This window comes from Streptomyces sp. NPDC026301, assembly GCF_055567935.1.
Genome location: NZ_JBVHPN010000032.1, coordinates 1 through 12234, shown reverse-complemented (window position 1 = coordinate 12234; position 12234 = coordinate 1). Strand labels below are relative to the sequence as shown.

Here is a 12234-nt window from a genome sequence, read left to right as displayed (position 1 = left end):
CTGAGGGCCGCCGGGACTGTGTCCCCGGCGGCCCTCAGCCCGTGAAGGCCCCGCCCGTGAAAGCCCCGCGTACGGCCGCGTACTCGTCCGTCCACCACACCGCGAGCGCGGCCGAGGCGGGGAAGAGGCTGTCGGCGCGCCGGTCGCCCAGCCGGTACCGCCAGTCCAGCATCCAGAAGTCGTTCAGGCGTTCCCACCAGACGCGGTGCACGGCGGCCGCCAGCTCCTCCGGGCCGACGCCCGAGGCGCTCCGGTAGGCCCGCGCGTACGCCGCCACCTTCGCCAGGTCCAGGCTGCCCGACGGCCGTACGAAGAAGATCGCGGCGGCCCGTACCGCCTCCTCGGCGCGCGGCTTGACCGCCAGCCGGTCCCAGTCGACGATCGCGGTCGGCTCGGCGCCCCGGTAGAGCAGGTTCAGCGGGTGGAAGTCGCCGTGCACCCAGCCCGCGGGCGCCGCGCGGGCCGGCCGGTGGTGCGCGTGCGCGGCCAGCAGGGCGCGCCGCTCCAGGAGCCGGTGCTCGGCCAGCGCGTCGAAGCTGTCGTGCGGGCGGGCGTCGCGCGCCAGCGCCAGCAGCTCGTCGATGCCCACGAAGGTCGCTGCGGGGTCGGCGCTCTCCTGGCCGGGCTGTGGCGGTTCGTCGGGCATCACCTGGGCGAGGGACACGTGGACGCGGCCCAGCAGCGTGCCGAGGCGGTGGCACTGGGTGGGGGTGAGGGCCGCGCCGTCCAGGTGCCGGCCCTCGACCCACGGGTGCAGCGCGTAGCAGCGGCCGTCGATGACGGCGACGGTGCGGCCGTCGGCGGCGCGTACGGGCGGCGCCACGGGCAGTCCCATGGCGCCCAGCAGGCGGGTGGCGCGGTGCTGCCGGACCAGGGCGCCGCGGTCGGCGTCGAGGTGGTGCTTGAGGAAGAAGCGGCCGCGCGTGGTGGTCAGCCGGTAGCCGTGGTTGAGCAGGCCCTCGGCGACCGGCTCGCACGTCAGCGGCTCCCCGGCGCCTTCGTAGCGGCGCAGCAGGGAGCCGAGGGTGTGTCCGTCGGGCGCCGTTGCCGTCCGGACCGCAGATGAGCGCAGCACCCGTCAGATGTTAGATCACACGGCCGGGGCCGCTTCGCCGCACCGGTCGGCTATCGGTCAGCCTGAAGCGGCGTACCGGAACACCGGTACATCGGTCAACGTGTGGACCTTCGCGAAGACCGGCTCGATGTGCAGGAACACCGGGTCGAAGGGCTCGCCGTCGGCGAGGGCCGGGGTGCGGCCGAAGGCGTCGCGGTCGGCCGGCTCCGGGTGTACGACGCGGGCCGTGCCGGTGAACTGGACGGCCCAGGTCTCGGGCTCGCCGCCGGCGAGGTTGTCCGCCTGGTACGAGACCACGCTGCCGTCCAGGGCGCGGTGGTAGCCGTAGCCACGGTGCAGGCGCAGCAGGAGCCGGCCCCCGGTCACGAGGTGCCGGGCGATCGTGGTGAAGGGCAGCGCCCGCTGGCTGGCCGAGACCCGGCCGTAGGGCGTACGGCTGAGCAGCTCCAGTGCGCGGAATTCGTCGGGCATGGGAACCAGCCTGCCCGGCGGCGCGGGCGCGGCTGTAGGGGCGGCAGCCCCTGGTTCACCGGGGACGTTGGTCCCAAAATTCGTTACGCCGCAGGTCAGGGCCCTACACAGGTCTCCATAAACGGGGTCAGCGGCCTTCCGCCTGCATTCTGGCGACGTATGCGGCGGCCTGGGAACGGCGTTCCATGCCGAGTTTGGCCAGCAGGCTGGAGACGTAATTCTTGATGGTTTTCTCGGCCAGATGCAGCCGCTCGCCGATGGCGCGGTTGGTCAGTCCCTCGCCGATCAGGTCGAGGATGCGTCGTTCCTGTTCGGTGAGGTTCGCGAGCCGGTCGTCACCCTTGGGGGCATTGCCGTCGCGCAGCCGTTCCAGGACCCGCGCGGTGGCCACGGGGTCCAGCAGGGACTTGCCGGCCGCGACGTCCCGGACGGCCGAGAGCAGTTCGTTCCCGCGGATCGCCTTGAGCACGTAACCGGACGCACCGGCCATGATCGCGTCAAAAAGCGCCTCGTCATCGGCGAAAGACGTGAGCATCAGGCACTTGATGTCCTCGTTCTGCGAGCGGATCTCGCGGCAGACCTCGACGCCGCTGCCGTCCGGCAGCCGGACGTCGAGCACGGCCACGTCGGGATGCGTCGCCGGGATCCTGACCAGGGCATCCGCGGCCGTACCGGCCTCGCCGACCACCTCGATGTCGCTCTCGACCGTGAGCATGTCGTGGACACCGCGCCGGACGACCTCGTGGTCGTCGAGCAGGAATACCGTGATTTTTCCGTCTTCGCGCACGGCTTCAGTCTCACACACCGACCCTTCCCGTGCTCCGGCCCGCCGATATAACGTGCCGTTGTTCCGGCGGCCTGCGACGCTGTGACCAGGAGTTGTTCCCACCCTCCGCGATTTACTTGGAAATCCAAGCAAAATCGCAGGTCAGGGCCGTTTTCGCTTAGGCTCGGGAAATGGGTAACGTGCATGGGCAGGCCACGTCCGGGGCAGTTTTGTTCCACCCGGGCCTGACCGCGTTCGCACACACCCCGTGCGCCGTATCGGATACCGGGTGAGCCGCAATACGGCCACCGGCGGACCCCGGGGGCCGGACAGACGGAGGAGCAGCACGTGACCGTGGACAGCAGTGCCGCACGAAAAGCCACACGCGGTAGCGGAAAGCGCACGACCGCGAAGAAAGCCCCGGCCAAGCCGCGGGCCAAGGCTTCAGCGGAGCAGGACCCGGACCAGTTCGTCCAGCTGCTCACCCCGGAGGGCGAGCGCGTCGAGCATCCGGAGTACGCGATCGACCTGTCCGCCGACGAGCTGCGCGGCCTGTACCGCGACATGGTGCTCACGCGGAAGTTCGACGCCGAGGCGACCACCCTCCAGCGCCAGGGCGAGCTGGGCCTGTGGCCCTCGCTGCTGGGCCAGGAGGCCGCGCAGATCGGTTCCGCGCGCGCCCTGCGCGACGACGACTACGTCTTCCCCACCTACCGCGAGCACGGCGTCGCCTGGGTCCGCGGGGTGGACCCGACGAACCTGCTGGGCATGTTCCGCGGCGTCAACCACGGCGGCTGGGACCCGAACAGCAACAACTTCCACCTGTACACGATCGTGATCGGCTCGCAGACGCTGCACGCGACGGGCTATGCCATGGGCGTGCAGAAGGACGGCGCCGACTCCGCCGTCATCGCCTATTTCGGTGACGGTGCGTCCAGCCAGGGTGACGTCGCCGAGTCCTTCACCTTCGCCGCCGTCTACAACGCGCCCGTGGTGTTCTTCTGCCAGAACAACCAGTGGGCGATCTCCGAGCCGACCGAGAAGCAGACCCGGGTGCCGCTCTTCCAGCGCGCCCGCGGCTACGGCTTCCCCGGCGTACGGGTCGACGGCAACGACGTGCTCGCCGTCCTCGCGGTCACCAAGGCGGCGCTGGAGCGCGCGCGGACGGGCCAGGGCCCGATGCTCGTCGAGGCGTTCACGTACCGCATGGGCGCCCACACCACCTCCGACGACCCGACGCGCTACCGCGGCAACGACGAGCTGCTGGCCTGGGAGGCCAAGGACCCGATCCTGCGGCTGCGCCGATACCTCGAGGCCGAGGGGATGGCCGACGAGGCGTTCTTCGCGTCCGTCGAGAAGGAGGACGAGGCGCTCGGCAAGCGCGTGCGGGACGCCGTGCGCACCATGCCGAACCCCGACGACATGGCGATGTTCGAGCACGTCTACGCCGATGGGCACGCGCTCGTCGACGAGGAGCGCGCCCAGTTCGCCGCGTACCAGGCCGCGTTCGCGGAGGAGAACTGACATGGCCGTCTTCGAGAAGATCACCATCGCCAAGGCGATCAACGAATCGCTGCGCACCGCCATGGAGGCCGACCCCAAGGTCCTCGTCATGGGCGAGGACGTGGGCAAGCTCGGCGGCGTCTTCCGCGTCACCGACGGCCTGCAGAAGGACTTCGGCGAGGACCGGGTGATCGACACCCCGCTCGCCGAGTCCGGCATCGTCGGCACCGCGATCGGCATGGCCCTGCGCGGCTACCGCCCGGTCGTGGAGATCCAGTTCGACGGCTTCGTCTTCCCCGCGTACGACCAGATCGTCACCCAGCTCGCCAAGATGCACGCCCGCGCGCTCGGCAAGATCAAGATGCCGGTCGTCATCCGCATCCCCTACGGCGGCGCGATCGGCGCGGTCGAGCACCACTCCGAGTCGCCCGAGGTGCTCTTCGCGCACGTCGCAGGGCTGAAGGTGATCACCCCGTCGAACTCCTCGGACGCCTACTGGATGCTCCAGCAGGCCATCGCCGGCGACGACCCGGTCATCTACTTCGAGCCCAAGCGCCGCTATCACGACAAGTCCGCGCTGGACACCGAAGCCCTGCCGCACCCGCTGCACAAGGCCCGCGTCGCCCGCGAGGGCAGCGACCTGACGCTCGCCGCGTACGGCCCGATGGTCAAGGTCTGCCAGGACGTCGCGCAGGTCGCCGCCGAGGAGGGCAAGTCGATCGAGATCGTCGACCTGCGCTCCCTCTCCCCGATCGACTTCGACACGCTGCAGTCCTCGGTCGAGAAGACCCGCCGCATGGTCGTCGTGCACGAGGCGCCGGTCTTCCTCGGCTCCGGCGCGGAGATCGCCGCCCGCATCACCGAGCGGTGCTTCTACCACCTGGAGGCGCCGGTGCTGCGGGTGGGCGGCTACCACGCCCCCTACCCGCCGTCCCGGCTGGAGGACGAGTACCTTCCGAACCTGGACCGGGTACTCGACGCCGTCGACCGGTCGCTGGCGTACTGAAGGGCTTGAGGAGAGTCGTGACCATGACTGCAACCGATCAGCGCTTCCGCGAGTTCAAGATGCCCGACGTGGGCGAGGGACTCACCGAGGCGGAGATCCTCAAGTGGTACGTCGCCGAGGGTGACACTGTCGCCGACGGCCAGGTCGTCTGCGAGGTCGAGACCGCCAAGGCGGCCGTCGAACTCCCCATCCCGTACGACGGGGTGGTGCACCAGCTGCGGTTCGGCGAGGGCACCACCGTCGACGTCGGCACGGTCATCATCACCGTGGACACCGATCCGGGTGCCGGACCCGTCGAGGCCCCGGCGGCCGCTCCGGAAGCCGCCGAGCCGGCCGCCGAGGGTGGCGAGGAGGGCCGCAAGGCCGTCCTGGTCGGCTACGGCGCCGCGCCGTCCTCGACGAAGCGGCGCGCGCGCAAGGCGCAGCCCGGTGCCGCGAACGGCGCGCAGGCGGCCGTGCAGGCGGAGTTGAACGGGTACGCGGTGCAGCCCGCGCCGGTTTCACGTGAAACGCCGGCAGGCGGGCCCGCGGCTCCGGCCGCTCCCGGGGCTCCGGCGGGCGTTTCTGCCGCTCCCGAGGCTCCGGCGGGCGCTCCTGCGGCTCCGGCGGGCGGCGAGCGTCCGCTGGCCAAGCCGCCCGTCCGCAAGCTCGCCAAGGACCTCGGCATCGACCTGGCCACGGTCGTGCCCAGCGGCCCCGACGGGATCATCACCCGCGAGGACGTGCACGCGGCGGCCGCGCCCGCGCCCGCCACCGTGCCGGAGTACGACGTGGCGCCGGCCCCGCACGAGCCCGCGCCGGCCCCCGAGGCCGTCGCCGCGGCCCGGGAGACCCGCATCCCGGTCAAGGGCGTGCGCAAGGCCACCGCACAGGCGATGGTGAGCTCCGCCTTCACCGCGCCGCACGTCACGGAGTTCATCACCGTCGACGTGACCCGCACGATGAAGCTCGTACAGGAGCTGAAGCAGGACCCCGACATGGCGGGCGTCCGCGTCAATCCGCTCCTCCTCGTCGCCAAGGCGTTCCTGGTCGCCATCAAGCGCCACCCGGAGATCAACGCCTCCTGGGACGAGGAGAACCAGGAGATCGTCCGCAAGGACTACGTGAACCTGGGCATCGCGGCCGCCACCCCGCGCGGCCTGATCGTGCCGAACATCAAGGACGCGGGCGCCAGGACGCTCCCGCAGCTCGCCTCGTCGCTGGGCGAGCTGGTCGCCACGGCCCGGGAAGGCAAGACCTCCCCGGCGGACATGGCCGGCGGCACGGTCACCATCACCAACGTCGGCGTCTTCGGCGTCGACACCGGTACGCCCATCCTGAACCCCGGTGAGTCCGCGATCCTCGCCTTCGGCGCGGTCAAGGAACAGCCCTGGGTCCACAAGGGCAAGGTCAAGCCGCGCCAGGTGACGACCCTGGCGCTCTCCTTCGACCACCGCCTGGTCGACGGCGAGCTGGGCTCCAAGGTCCTCGCGGACACCGCCGCGATCCTGGAACGCCCGAAGCGCCTGATCACCTGGTCGTAGTACGCGAGCGAGCGGCCCGGCAGGGCGGCATCGGCGAAAAGAAATTGGTCTCGCCGCGCCGCTCTGCCTACCGTCGCCGTCATGACTGATACACAGATCACTACTGACACCGCCGCCCCGGACGGCCTTCCGCCCCTGCGGTCCGTCGCCTGGCTGCACATCAGGGACGGCCGCCTGCTGAGCGTCCGCACCCGCGGCAACGACACCTTCTACCTGCCCGGCGGCAAGTACGAGCCCGGCGAGACGGCCGCGGAGGCGCTCTCCCGCGAGCTGGCCGAGGAGGTCGGCGTGCGGATTCCGGCGGGCGAGCTGACCGAGGCGTTCACCGTCCACGACGAGGCGCACGGCCGTGCGGGGCGTCGCCTGCACATGACCTGCTTCACGGGCGGCCCGGCCACCGTGGACCCGGTCCCCGGCCGCGAGATCGCCGAGGTCGCCTGGCACAACGCCGACGACTTCGCCGTCTGCGCCCCGGCCTTCCGCCAGGTCGTCCGCCGCCTCACGGAGGCGGGCCGGTTGTAGAACGCGCTGATCGGGGCCGTCGCGGGTCCGCATGATGGACGCGGTCGCGGACGCATACCTGTTGTATCTATCCTGTGCGCATGCCATCAGCCTCAGCCTCTCCCGCCCCCGTGAAGCAGCCGCCCGCTGCCGAGCGGGTGTACGCGCACGTCAAGCACGCCGTCCTCGAGCGCCGCTACGAGGGCGGCATGCTGCTCACCGAGGGGGAGCTCGCCGAGGCCGTCGGGGTGTCGCGGACGCCCGTACGCGAGGCGCTGCTGCGGCTGGAGGTCGAGGGGCTGATCAAGCTCTACCCGAAGAAGGGCGCGCTGGTCCTGCCGGTCTCCGCGCAGGAGATCGCGGACGTCGTGGAGACCCGGCTGCTGGTCGAGGAGCACGCGGCGCGCAAGGCCGTGCCCGCGCAGGCCGCGCTGATCGAGGAGCTGGAGTCGCTGCTCGCGACCATGCGGGAGCAGGTCGCCGCCGGCGACCTGGCCGCCGTCTCGGTCACCGACCGCGCCTTCCACGCCGCCATCGTGCGCAGCGCGGGCAACCAGATCCTGGACCGGCTCTACGAGCAGCTGCGCGACCGCCAGCTGCGGATGGGCGTCGCGGTGATGCACGCGCACCCGGACCGGATCGCGAAGAACATCGCCGAGCACGCCGAGATCCTCGAAGCGCTGCGGGCCGGTGACCCCGAGGCGGCCACCGCCGCCGTGCACCGGCACGTCAGCTGGGTGCGCAACCTCGCCCAGGGGGACGTGCGATGAGTACCGCGCAGAGCACCCCGATGTCGCTGCCCGGCGACCCGCCCGGCGGCCGGCGGGCCATGTGGGTCTGGGGCATCGGCGTCGCCGTCTACTTCGTCGCGATCATCTACCGCACCAGCCTCGGCGTCGCCGGGCTAGACGCGGCCGAGCGCTTCCACATCAACGCCTCGGCGCTGTCGACCTTCTCGATCCTGCAGCTGCTGGTCTACGCGGGCATGCAGATACCCGTCGGCCTGATGGTCGACCGGATGGGCCCGAAGAAGGTCCTGATCCTCGGCGCGACGCTCTACACCGTCGGCCAGCTCGGCTTCGCGCTGTCCGGCTCGTACGGCATGGCGCTGATCTCCCGCGCGCTGCTGGGCTGCGGCGACGCGATGACGTTCATCAGCGTGCTGCGGCTGGGCACGCGCTGGTTCCCGGCCCGGCGCGGCCCGATGATCGCGCAGATCGCCGCGCTCATCGGCATGTCCGGCAACCTCGTCTCCACCCTCGTGCTGGCCCGGCTGCTGGACACCCTCGGCTGGACCCCGACCTTCGCGGGCAGCGCCGTCTGCGGCATCGCGGTGATCGCGCTGGTCCTGCTCTTCCTCAAGGACCACCCCGAGGGCTTCGAGCCGGCGCCCGCGGGTCCGTCGGCGGCCGGCGGAAGCTACGTACGGCAGCAGATCTCCCAGTGCTGGCGCGAGCCCGGCACCCGCCTCGGCATGTGGGTGCACTTCACCACGCAGTTCCCCGCGATGTTCTTCCTGCTGCTGTGGGGGATGCCGTTCCTCGTCGAGGCGCAGGGGCTGACCGAGACCGCGGCCGGCGGGCTGCTGACGCTCATCGTGGTCTCGAACATGGCCTCCGGGCTGGTCTACGGGCAGGTCATCGCCCGCCACCACGCGGCCCGGATGCCGCTGGCGCTCGGTACCGTCGGCGCCACGGCGACGCTGTGGGCCGCCATGCTCGGCTGGCCGGGGCACGCGCCGATGGCGCTGCTGGTTCTCACCTGCGTCGTGCTCGGCGCGTGCGGCCCGGCCTCGATGATCGGTTTCGACTTCGCCCGCCCCGCCAACCCGCCGGAGCGCCAGGGCACCGCCTCGGGCATCGTCAACATGGGCGGCTTCACCGCCTCGATGACGACCCTGCTGGCGGTCGGCGTGCTGCTGGACGCCACCGGCGACAACTACCGCATCGCGTTCGCGACGGTCTTCGTCCTGGAGGCGCTCGGCCTCAGCCAGATCCTGCGGCTGCGCAAGCGGGCGGCGCGCCGCGAGCGCGAGCGGACGGTGGCGAGCCGGGTGGAGGCGGTGCACGTACCGGTGTGACCGCCCCCGGCCGGGCGTGCGCTTCCGGGCGCGCGCCCCGTGCCTACGGCGTCACCGCGAAGTGCTCCAGCACGGCCCCGGCCAGCTCCTGGTCGCCCTCGGTCTTGATCCGGTCGGCGACGGCCGCCGGCCGCACCCGGCCGCAGGCCAGCCGGACGTACGTCTCCCAGTCCATCGAGAGCGTGACGGCCGGGCCCAGCGAGACGCTGCCGTCGACCGTCCCGCGGCCCTGCTCGTCGACCCGTACGGTCCGCATGAACTCCACCGGGCCTGTCACGTCGACCACCACGGCGGAGCCGGCCGGCGCGCCCGCGTCCTTGGCGACGACCTTGGCCAGCGACGGCAGCAGGAAATCGCGGGTGAGGTGGGCACCGGGGGAGTCGAGATTGCCGGGCTCGCCGAGCGCGCGGCGGATGTCCTGCTCGTGCACCCAGGTGTCGAAGGCCCGCACCTTCAGCGCGTGTTCGAGCGTCTGCTCCTTGCCCTGCGGGCCGCGGACCGTCGCGTCCGGCTCGCGCGTCTCGTTGCGCAGCTGCCGGGCGCGGCGGATGACGGTGTACTCCAGCTCCGCCGTCATCTCCGGGCCCGTGTGGTGCCGCCGGACGTCGACCTGCATCTCCATGTACCGCGCGAACTCGCTGCGCACGTGGTAGAGATCGCGCGGCAGCGAGTGGATGGGGCGGGGGTCGCCCAGCGCCTCGCAGTCCAGGCCGATGAGGTGGGACACCACGTCCCGCACCGACCAGCCGGGGCATTCCGTGGCGCGATTCCACTCCCCTTCCACGAGCGGCGTCACCAGCTCGGATATCGCTTCGATGGAGTGCGTCCAGGCGTCGATGGAGGGCTGGAGGACTGGGTGGACGGTCACGGGACCCCTCGGACGGTTTGTACGCGGGCTGCTGTCTGTGCAGTTAAGTTACGCTGCGCACGGGCACCCCGGCAGTGCTTTCGGGTGACCATCGTAGGCATTTTTTGACGACGGACCGGGCTCGGAAGACCAGGCGGTGGTACTGTGCGCGCTTCATTGCTCCAAGTCGGTGTGGACCAGCAGGAACCGGTCAATTCCCGCCGGGAGCGCGTGGCTTCACTCGTGCGCTCCCAGGCGGACGCGGACCTCGTCGTGCTGCCCGAGCTGTGGCCGGTGGGCGCCTTCGCCTTCGACGCGTTCGAGGAGGTCGCGGAGGAGCTCGCGGGCCCGACCCACCGGGCGATGTCGGCGGCGGCGCGGGACGCGGGCGTCTGGCTGCACGCCGGGTCCATCATCGAGCGCGGCGGGGACGGCGTCCTCTACAACACCTCGCTGGTCTACTCCCCCGACGGCGAGCGCGTCGCGCACTACCGCAAGATCCACCGCTTCGGCTTCGACAAGGGCGAGGCGACGCTGCTGGGCGCCGGCACCGAGCCGGTGACGGTCGCGCTGCCGGACACCACGCTCGGCCTGGCCACCTGTTACGACCTGCGCTTCCCCGAGCTGTTCCGGCAGCTGGTGGACGCCGGCGCGCAGACCTTGGTCGTACCGGCCGGCTGGCCCGCGCGGCGCCGCGCGCACTGGTCGCTGCTGGCCCGCGCCCGGGCGGTGGAGAACCAGACGTACGTGCTCGCGTGCGGCACGGGCGGCACGCACGCCGGGGTCGAGCAGGCCGGGCACAGTGTGATCGTCGATCCGTGGGGCGAGGTGCTCGCCGAGGCGGGGCCCGACGAGGAGATCATCAGCGCCGAGCTGGACCCCGAGCTGGTGGGAAAGACCCGGCACTCCTTCCCCGTGCTGCGGGACCGCGTGCTGGGGCTGCCGAAGCCGTGACCCGCGGCCGGCGGCCGCAGGCTGAGGTGCGGGGAGCGCGGGTGGTCAGTCCTCGTGCTCCCGCTCCGCCAGCCGGATCACGCACACGGCGATCGCGATGAGCAGCGCGGCGTCGGCGTCCTCCCGCACCACGTTGACCGCGTAGGTGTCCCGCACGGTCAGCCAGCGCCGGGAGATCTCCGCCAGCAGCTCGCCGTCGTACTCGACCGCGAACTCCCGGTCCAGGATCTTGCCGCTGACGTCCAGCTCCGTGCCGTCGATCAGCTCCACGCGGTAGTGGTTGCGCAGCAGCGACAGCCGCTTCCGCCGGATGGTGGCGATGGCCCGGTCGTCCCGCTCGATCGTCATCGTGTCGCGCAGGCTCAGCACCTTTTTGCGCAATGTGATCAAGACCCGGCCTTCACGGTCCTTGATCTCGAAGGTCTCCCGCATCCGGAGGGCCTTGCCGTCGACGAGGTAGACGTTGCGGCCCGTCTCGTCCTCGATCCAGTAGTCCTCGCCGATCCCGAAGATCCGGTCGCGTACCAGGTATCTCATGCGGGATCTGTGCCCCGCGCCGGGCCGCCGTGCACCTGGGCGAGCGTCACACCCCCCGGCGGAATGCACACCCGGCCGCGTGACGTTGAATGTGCACATGGCTTCACGTGCGCGCGTCCGGGCCCCCGAGCTGATCGGCAAGGGCGGCTGGCTCAACACCGGCGACAAGGATCTGACCCTCTCCGACCTGCGGGGACGCATCGTCGTCCTGGACTTCTGGACGTTCTGCTGTGTGAACTGCCTGCATGTACTGGACGAGCTGCGGGAGCTGGAGGAGCGGCACCGCGACACCGTCGTGATCATCGGCGTGCACTCCCCGAAGTTCGTGCACGAGGCGGAGCATCAGGCCGTCGTCGACGCGGTCGAGCGGTACGAGGTCGAGCACCCCGTCCTGGACGACCCCGAGCTCGCCACCTGGAAGCAGTACGCCGTCCGCGCCTGGCCGACGCTGGTCGTCATCGACCCCGAGGGCTACGTCGTCGCCCAGCACGCCGGTGAGGGCCACGCCCACGCCATCGAGAAGCTGGTCGAGGAGCTGGAGGCGGAGCACGAGGCGAAGGGCACGCTGCGGCGCGGCGACGGCCCGTACGTACCGCCCGAGCCGGTCGCGACCGACCTCCGCTTCCCCGGCAAGGCGCTGCGGCTGCCCACAGGCTCCTTCCTGGTCTCCGACACCACCCGGCACCAGCTGGTGGAGCTGGCCGAGGACGGCGAGAGCGTGCTGCGCCGGATCGGCACCGGCGAGCGCGGCCTGGCGGACGGCCCGGCCGAGCGGGCCGCCTTCAGCGAGCCGCAGGGCCTCGCGCTGCTGCCGGACGGCACGGTGATCGTCGCCGACACGGTCAACCACGCGCTGCGCACGTTCGACCCGGCCACCGGCGAGGTCGCGACCGTCGCCGGCACCGGCAAGCAGTGGTGGCAGGGCTCGCCCACCGAGGGCCCGGCCCGCGAGGTGGACCTCTCCTCGCCGT

13 protein-coding genes are annotated in these 12234 nt (G+C 71.5%); 8 read left to right on the top strand and 5 right to left on the bottom strand.

The annotated features are described in order from the left end of the window. Positions 1-34: 34 nt before the first annotated feature. The 3 genes from ACZ4MH_RS32980 to ACZ4MH_RS32970 form a co-directional block, all read right to left on the bottom strand. Entirely contained in the window at positions 35-1075 is a 1041-nt protein-coding gene (locus tag ACZ4MH_RS32980) for a phosphotransferase (protein ID WP_351586774.1), read from the bottom strand. A gap of 57 nt (positions 1076-1132) precedes the next feature. Continuing rightward, on the bottom strand, positions 1133-1546 hold the full coding sequence (locus tag ACZ4MH_RS32975) for a pyridoxamine 5'-phosphate oxidase family protein (RefSeq protein ID WP_351586772.1): 414 nt from the start codon (positions 1544-1546) through the stop codon (positions 1133-1135). Positions 1547-1673: 127 nt separating this feature from the next. Further along, positions 1674-2333 (bottom strand): response regulator transcription factor, encoded by a 660-nt coding sequence (locus ACZ4MH_RS32970; protein WP_351586771.1) that lies wholly within the window; start codon positions 2331-2333, stop codon positions 1674-1676. Between the two features lie 327 nt (positions 2334-2660). On the opposite strand from ACZ4MH_RS32970, the gene pdhA reads away from it, so the two are divergent. The 6 genes from pdhA (at position 2661) to ACZ4MH_RS32940 (ending at position 8925) form a co-directional block, all read left to right on the top strand. After that, complete coding sequence (pdhA, locus tag ACZ4MH_RS32965; RefSeq protein WP_351586770.1) at positions 2661-3836, top strand: pyruvate dehydrogenase (acetyl-transferring) E1 component subunit alpha; 1176 nt, start codon at positions 2661-2663, stop codon at positions 3834-3836. Position 3837: 1 nt separating this feature from the next. Then, entirely contained in the window at positions 3838-4821 is a 984-nt protein-coding gene (locus tag ACZ4MH_RS32960) for an alpha-ketoacid dehydrogenase subunit beta (protein WP_351586768.1), read from the top strand. A gap of 23 nt (positions 4822-4844) precedes the next feature. Beyond that, a complete protein-coding gene (locus ACZ4MH_RS32955; RefSeq protein ID WP_351586766.1) occupies positions 4845-6344 on the top strand; it encodes a dihydrolipoamide acetyltransferase family protein in 1500 nt (499 codons plus the stop codon). A gap of 81 nt (positions 6345-6425) precedes the next feature. Continuing rightward, a complete protein-coding gene (locus ACZ4MH_RS32950; RefSeq protein ID WP_351586764.1) occupies positions 6426-6866 on the top strand; it encodes an NUDIX hydrolase in 441 nt (146 codons plus the stop codon). 80 nt (positions 6867-6946) lie between these two features. Beyond that, positions 6947-7615, top strand: a complete 669-nt coding sequence (locus tag ACZ4MH_RS32945) for a GntR family transcriptional regulator (protein ID WP_351586762.1) — start codon at positions 6947-6949, stop codon at positions 7613-7615. After that, a complete protein-coding gene (locus ACZ4MH_RS32940) occupies positions 7612-8925 on the top strand; it encodes an MFS transporter (RefSeq protein ID WP_351586760.1) in 1314 nt (437 codons plus the stop codon). The genes ACZ4MH_RS32945 and ACZ4MH_RS32940 overlap by 4 nt, the downstream gene beginning before the upstream one ends. Before the next feature lie 43 nt (positions 8926-8968). Here ACZ4MH_RS32940 and ACZ4MH_RS32935 read toward each other — a convergent pair whose 3' ends face one another. Then, positions 8969-9793 carry a maleylpyruvate isomerase family mycothiol-dependent enzyme gene (locus tag ACZ4MH_RS32935; RefSeq protein ID WP_351586758.1) on the bottom strand — a complete coding sequence of 275 codons (825 nt, stop codon included), beginning with the start codon at positions 9791-9793 and terminating at the stop codon, positions 8969-8971. 144 nt (positions 9794-9937) lie between these two features. On the opposite strand from ACZ4MH_RS32935, the gene ACZ4MH_RS32930 reads away from it, so the two are divergent. After that, on the top strand, positions 9938-10726 hold the full coding sequence (locus ACZ4MH_RS32930) for a carbon-nitrogen family hydrolase (RefSeq protein WP_351586756.1): 789 nt from the start codon (positions 9938-9940) through the stop codon (positions 10724-10726). A 45-nt stretch (positions 10727-10771) separates the two neighbouring features. On the opposite strand, the gene ACZ4MH_RS32925 is transcribed toward ACZ4MH_RS32930, so the two are convergent. After that, positions 10772-11263 (bottom strand): LURP-one-related/scramblase family protein, encoded by a 492-nt coding sequence (locus tag ACZ4MH_RS32925; protein ID WP_351586754.1) that lies wholly within the window; start codon positions 11261-11263, stop codon positions 10772-10774. 97 nt (positions 11264-11360) lie between these two features. Here ACZ4MH_RS32925 and ACZ4MH_RS32920 point away from each other — a divergent pair. Further along, positions 11361-12234, top strand: an 874-nt coding sequence (locus ACZ4MH_RS32920; RefSeq protein ID WP_467754835.1) for a thioredoxin-like domain-containing protein, incomplete at its 3' end; no start/stop codon positions are given.

What these genes read in the sequence shown, in the direction of transcription:
- ACZ4MH_RS32975 (WP_351586772.1), bottom strand. Translation starts at nt 1,546, where the DNA reads ATGCCCGACGAATTCCGCGCACTGGAGCTGCTCAGCCGTACGCCCTAC.
- ACZ4MH_RS32960 (WP_351586768.1), top strand. Translation starts at nt 3,838, where the DNA reads ATGGCCGTCTTCGAGAAGATCACCATCGCCAAGGCGATCAACGAATCG.
- ACZ4MH_RS32955 (WP_351586766.1), top strand. Translation starts at nt 4,845, where the DNA reads ATGACTGCAACCGATCAGCGCTTCCGCGAGTTCAAGATGCCCGACGTG.
- ACZ4MH_RS32950 (WP_351586764.1), top strand. Translation starts at nt 6,426, where the DNA reads ATGACTGATACACAGATCACTACTGACACCGCCGCCCCGGACGGCCTT.
- ACZ4MH_RS32945 (WP_351586762.1), top strand. Translation starts at nt 6,947, where the DNA reads ATGCCATCAGCCTCAGCCTCTCCCGCCCCCGTGAAGCAGCCGCCCGCT.
- ACZ4MH_RS32940 (WP_351586760.1), top strand. Translation starts at nt 7,612, where the DNA reads ATGAGTACCGCGCAGAGCACCCCGATGTCGCTGCCCGGCGACCCGCCC.
- ACZ4MH_RS32925 (WP_351586754.1), bottom strand. Translation starts at nt 11,263, where the DNA reads ATGAGATACCTGGTACGCGACCGGATCTTCGGGATCGGCGAGGACTAC.